Genomic DNA, 4,232 nt, shown 5'->3' with positions numbered 1-4,232 from the left:
CCGAACGAGCCGTGGTTGAGGTAGAGGACGTCCGGATCGAGCGTGAACAGCTGCGCGAATTCGCTCATCGTTTCCCCCGCGCCGCGTCAGAACAGGGTCGGCTCGGGCGCGACGAGCCGCCGCACCGGCGCGTAGCTGCGGCGGTGCTCCGGGCAGGGGCCGAGACGCTCCAGCGCGGCGAGGTGCTCGGCCGTGCCGTACCCCTTGTGCCGCGCGAAGCCGTACCCCGGAAAGACCGCGTCGAGCGCGTCCATCAGCCCGTCGCGGTGGACCTTGGCCACGACGCTCGCCGCGGCGATGCAGAGATGCGTCCCGTCGCCGCGGATCGGCGACTCCTGCGGCAGCGCGAGCGCGGGCAGCGGCCGGGCGTCGATCAGCGCGTAGTCGGCCGGCGGGTCGAGCGCGCGGATCGCGCCGGCGAGCGCCGTCAGCGCCCCCTTGTACGGCCCGATCCGGTCCACCTCCGCGGCCGGCAGCTCGAAGACGGCCCACGCGACCGCCTGCCGCCGGATCTCCGCGGCGAACCGCTCGCGCGCCTTGGCGCTCAACTTCTTCGAGTCGTCGAGCCCCGGGAGGTCCGCGTCGTCGGGCAGGATCACCGCCCCGGCGACGAGCGGCCCGGCGAGCGGCCCCGCGCCGACCTCGTCCGCGCCGGCGACGCGCGCGTAGCCCGCCGCGCGCAACGCGCGTTCCCGCTCCGCCGTCGGCCGGCGCCGTTCCGTCGCCTCGCTGTGCCGCATGGCCGATGATTCTATAATCGCGGCCGGCCGGGGGCTTCCCGCGCCGCGAGGGGGCCCGATGCCGGCGTCCGGCTTGTTCGTCACGATCGAAGGGATCGAAGGGGCGGGAAAGACCACGCAGGCCCGCCTGCTCGCCGCCGCGCTCGCCGCCGCGGGGCGCGACGTCGTGGCGACGCGCGAGCCGGGGGGCGGAGACGAGCTGGCCGGGGAGTTCCGCCGGATCCTCAAGACGCCGTCGTACTGGCGCGCGATGAACCTCGCCGAGATCTACCTCTACGCCGCCGCGCGGGCGCACCACCTCGAGACGGTCGTGCTGCCGGCGCTCGCCGCGGGGAAGCTGGTCCTTTGCGACCGCTACCTCGACTCGACCCGCGCCTACCAGGGGCACGGGCGCGGACGCCCGCTCTCGCTGATCGAAGACCTGCACAAGCTGCCGCCGCTCGACCGCCGCCCCGACCGCACGATCCTGCTCGACGTCCCGCCGGTGGAGGGGCTGACGCGCGCCTCCGGGCGCGGCGCGGCCGACCAGCCGGGCTACGACGACGAGGACGTCGCCTTCTTCGATCGGGTGCGGCGCGGCTTCCTCGCCGTCGCCGCCGCCGAGCCGGACCGCGTGCGGGTCGTGGACGCGTCGGGGGACGTCGCGGCGACCCACGCCGCGGTCGTCGCCGCGCTGCGCGACCTCGTGCCGGGGATCGTCCCCGCGGCGCTCGACTGATGGAGCCGGTCTTCGCGCCCCTCTCGGCGATCGTCGGCCAGGACGCGGCCGTCGCCGCCCTCGCCGCGCTCGTCGATCGCGGCGGTCCGGTCCCGCCGCTGCTGCTGCACGGCCCGGACGGAGTCGGCAAGCGGAGCGCGGCGATCGCCTTCGCCGCGGCCCTCGTCTGCCGGCAGCCGCGCGGCGCCGACGCCTGCGGCGTCTGCCCCCACTGCCGCCGCTTCGCCGACCTCGAGGCGACGACGGCGATGCGCGAGGGCTCGACCAACGCCGACTCGACGACGGTCTATCCCGACGTCGGGCTGGTCGGGACGCCGAAGGGGAAGACGCGCATCTCCGTGCTGCAGGCGCGCGACGTCATCGCCTCGATGGGCATGCGCCCGTACGAGCTGGAGCGCCGGATCTACATCGTCGATCCGGCCGACAAGATGAACCCCGCCGCGGCGAACGCGCTGCTCAAGCTGCTCGAGGAGCCGCCGTCGTACGGCGTGATCGTCCTCGTCACGGCCGCGCCCTGGTCGCTGCCGATCACCGTCCGATCGCGCCTGCGCCAGATCCGCTTCCGCCCGCTCGGCGACGCCGACCTCGCGCGGCTGCTCGCGGCGCGCGGCGTCGCGCCGGCCGAGGCCGCGGCGCGCGTCGCCCAGGCCCGCGGCAGCATCGCCCGCGCGCTCGACGGCGACCCGAAGAAGGAGCGCGAGCGGATCGAGAAGTGGACGGCGATCCTTGAGCGCTTCGACGCCTGCCTGCCGGCGGAGCTCGCCGCGGCGGCGAGCGAGGAGTTCGGGAAGAAGCCCGACCTCGCCGCGAGCGAGCTCGACCTGCTGACGGAGCTCCTCGCCGACCTCGCGGCCGTCGCGGAAGGCGCCCCGCCGCGGCTGCTGGACGCGGAGCAGGCGGCGCGCCTCGCCCCGCTCGCCGACCGGCTCCTCGGGCCGCTGCGCGAGCGGCCGCGCCTCGTGGACCGGCTGCGGCGCGAACTGACGATCTTCAACCGCAACCCGCGCCTGACGATCGAAGGGGCCGTGCTGGCCCTCGCGGGACGTCTGCGCCCGCGCGACCTTCAGGGCTGAGCGCGCGGCGCGTTTCGAAAGGACGGAGACGATGAGCGACGAACCGCGCGGACAGCGGCCGGCCGGCGCGCCGGAGATGACGGTGAAGATCTCGGAGGAGATGCAGCGCGGCGTCTACGCCAACCGGATGATCGTCGCCCACAGCGCCGAGGAGTTCGTGATCGACTTCGTCGCCGACCTCCCCCCCGGCCCGCAGATCGTCGCCCGCGTCGTCACCGCCCCCGCGCACCTCCACGCCTTCGCCGCGGCCCTCGCCGAGAACCTCCAGCGCTACGAGGACGCCTACGGCCCCGTCCGCCGCGCCTCGTCGCCCCAGACCCCTCCCTTCAGCGCGTAGCGGCCGAAGCGCGCCGCCGGCGCGGTGGCGTGAGGTGGCGGCGAAGTGAAGCAGGGAGAAAGAAGAAGCCCGGCTGGTCAGGGCTGGGGCGAATCAACACCCGACTGCGTCGGTGATCCAGCCTGCACTGTATGTCACGACTGTCGCGTCACGTCCGACGTACTGACCATTCCAAGCGGCCTGCTCAATCACCGGGCAGGATTGCGAGCGGCGTCCACGATCGCGCGGGAGGGAGCACCAAGCCCGCAGTCTCTGTGCCTCGATCAGCCCTGCGCCGTCGTAGGGCCGACGCCAACGACGCCGGATCGCCGCGGCACACGGCGCTCATGGACTCCGGCCTTCACGCGCGACGTCGCGCTCCCTTCATTGAACCAGATCTGCTTCGTCGATCCACTGCATGACGAGCGTCTGGTTGAGGTCTTCGATTCCGCTCTGGTTTACCGTTGCCTTGAACCGCCAAAGCGCGCCAGCGAAGCGCGACCACTCGTAGAACTCAAGAACGAACTTGCCGCTGTTGCGCACCACGACCGGCGCTCGGAGGCGGACCCGTTCTGAGATCTCCCGACGACGCTCATCTGCGTCCGCCGAGGCAAAGGGTATTCGATCGGGACTCGTGACGATTCCGTACTCATTTGCGGCTCGAATTCGGGATAGATCCAAGAACGCCCGGACGACCTTGAGAGCGGTGGCCTCATCGTCGATCCGCACCTCCGCCCACTCTAGAAACCGGTTGAACGTGGCAATGTCTTCAACAATGAGCATTCCGCGTCCGCCCACTCCTACAACTCGACGAGTTCCAGCCGAACCGCAATCGATGTAGTAGAGACGGACATTCCGAGCGACGTCGTCGAGAGGAAAGCGAACAAGCGCCGTTGGGAAGCGGCAGCCTTCTTTGAGCTGTTGGGTCGAGAACGCGCGAACACGCTCCGGTTCTGTTTGGGCTCCCGCACGGCATGCCGGGCTGGAATCGGCCAGAAAAAGGACAAGCGCGAGCACGGCCATGCGGCGGATCATGTTTGTGTCCCCTATCACTTGCCAAGCTCGTTTTCGAACGACTCCTGAAAAGCCCGCGCCTTGTCTTCGTTGTCGCCGGCACATGTGCCGTCTACACCACGGCCGCAGCGGCGCTGCCAGATCTGGGGAGGCCTAGCTTCGCAGTACCACGCCGTGGCAATGGGAAAGCAACAGCTCTTCTGTAAATTCGCTTGACGCGGCGGTCCGATTCACTCGGTCTCCATGGCGAGGTAGATGCGTCCGGTCTCCCACTCCTCGCTGGTCTCGGCGAGCACGGCGCTGACGAGGCGGAGGAGGGCCTGCTCGTTGGGGAAGAGCGCCGCGACGCTCGTGCGGCGCTTGATCTGCTT

General features: G+C 71.3%; 6 protein-coding genes. 3 read left to right on the top strand and 3 right to left on the bottom strand.

What is annotated here, in order from left to right; genetic code table 11:
- Window positions 1–86: 86 nt before the first annotated feature.
- On the bottom strand, window positions 87–740 hold the full coding sequence (locus tag LLG88_14220) for a ribonuclease HII (protein ID MCE5248065.1): 654 nt from the start codon (window positions 738–740) through the stop codon (window positions 87–89).
- A 58-nt stretch (window positions 741–798) separates the two neighbouring features.
- Between LLG88_14220 and tmk the strand changes: the two genes are divergently transcribed.
- From tmk to LLG88_14205, 3 genes are read left to right on the top strand one after another with little or no spacing between them, the layout of a single operon-like run.
- Window positions 799–1,458 carry a dTMP kinase gene (tmk, locus tag LLG88_14215; GenBank protein MCE5248064.1) on the top strand — a complete coding sequence of 220 codons (660 nt, stop codon included), beginning with the start codon at window positions 799–801 and terminating at the stop codon, window positions 1,456–1,458.
- A complete protein-coding gene (locus LLG88_14210) occupies window positions 1,458–2,531 on the top strand; it encodes a hypothetical protein (GenBank protein MCE5248063.1) in 1,074 nt (357 codons plus the stop codon). The genes tmk and LLG88_14210 overlap by 1 nt, the downstream gene beginning before the upstream one ends.
- A gap of 31 nt (window positions 2,532–2,562) precedes the next feature.
- Window positions 2,563–2,868, top strand: coding sequence for a DUF3467 domain-containing protein (locus LLG88_14205; GenBank protein MCE5248062.1), 306 nt, complete (start codon window positions 2,563–2,565; stop codon window positions 2,866–2,868).
- 363 nt (window positions 2,869–3,231) lie between these two features.
- Here LLG88_14205 and LLG88_14200 read toward each other — a convergent pair whose 3' ends face one another.
- Window positions 3,232–3,882: a hypothetical protein gene (locus LLG88_14200; GenBank protein MCE5248061.1), complete on the bottom strand. Its 651-nt coding sequence runs from the start codon at window positions 3,880–3,882 to the stop codon at window positions 3,232–3,234.
- A 209-nt stretch (window positions 3,883–4,091) separates the two neighbouring features.
- Window positions 4,092–4,226: a transposase gene (locus tag LLG88_14195; protein MCE5248060.1), complete on the bottom strand. Its 135-nt coding sequence runs from the start codon at window positions 4,224–4,226 to the stop codon at window positions 4,092–4,094.
- Window positions 4,227–4,232: the final 6 nt, after the last annotated feature.

The organism is bacterium, assembly GCA_021372775.1.
In the GTDB taxonomy this organism is placed as follows: domain Bacteria; phylum Acidobacteriota; class Polarisedimenticolia; order J045; family J045; genus JAJFTU01.
The sequence above is the reverse complement of the archived record's forward strand: the minus strand, read 5'-3'. Positions and strand labels throughout refer to the sequence as shown.

What these genes read in the sequence shown, in the direction of transcription:
- LLG88_14200 (MCE5248061.1), bottom strand. Translation starts at nt 3,882, where the DNA reads ATGATCCGCCGCATGGCCGTGCTCGCGCTTGTCCTTTTTCTGGCCGAT.
- LLG88_14210 (MCE5248063.1), top strand. Translation starts at nt 1,458, where the DNA reads ATGGAGCCGGTCTTCGCGCCCCTCTCGGCGATCGTCGGCCAGGACGCG.
- tmk (MCE5248064.1), top strand. Translation starts at nt 799, where the DNA reads ATGCCGGCGTCCGGCTTGTTCGTCACGATCGAAGGGATCGAAGGGGCG.
- LLG88_14205 (MCE5248062.1), top strand. Translation starts at nt 2,563, where the DNA reads ATGAGCGACGAACCGCGCGGACAGCGGCCGGCCGGCGCGCCGGAGATG.
- LLG88_14220 (MCE5248065.1), bottom strand. Translation starts at nt 740, where the DNA reads ATGCGGCACAGCGAGGCGACGGAACGGCGCCGGCCGACGGCGGAGCGG.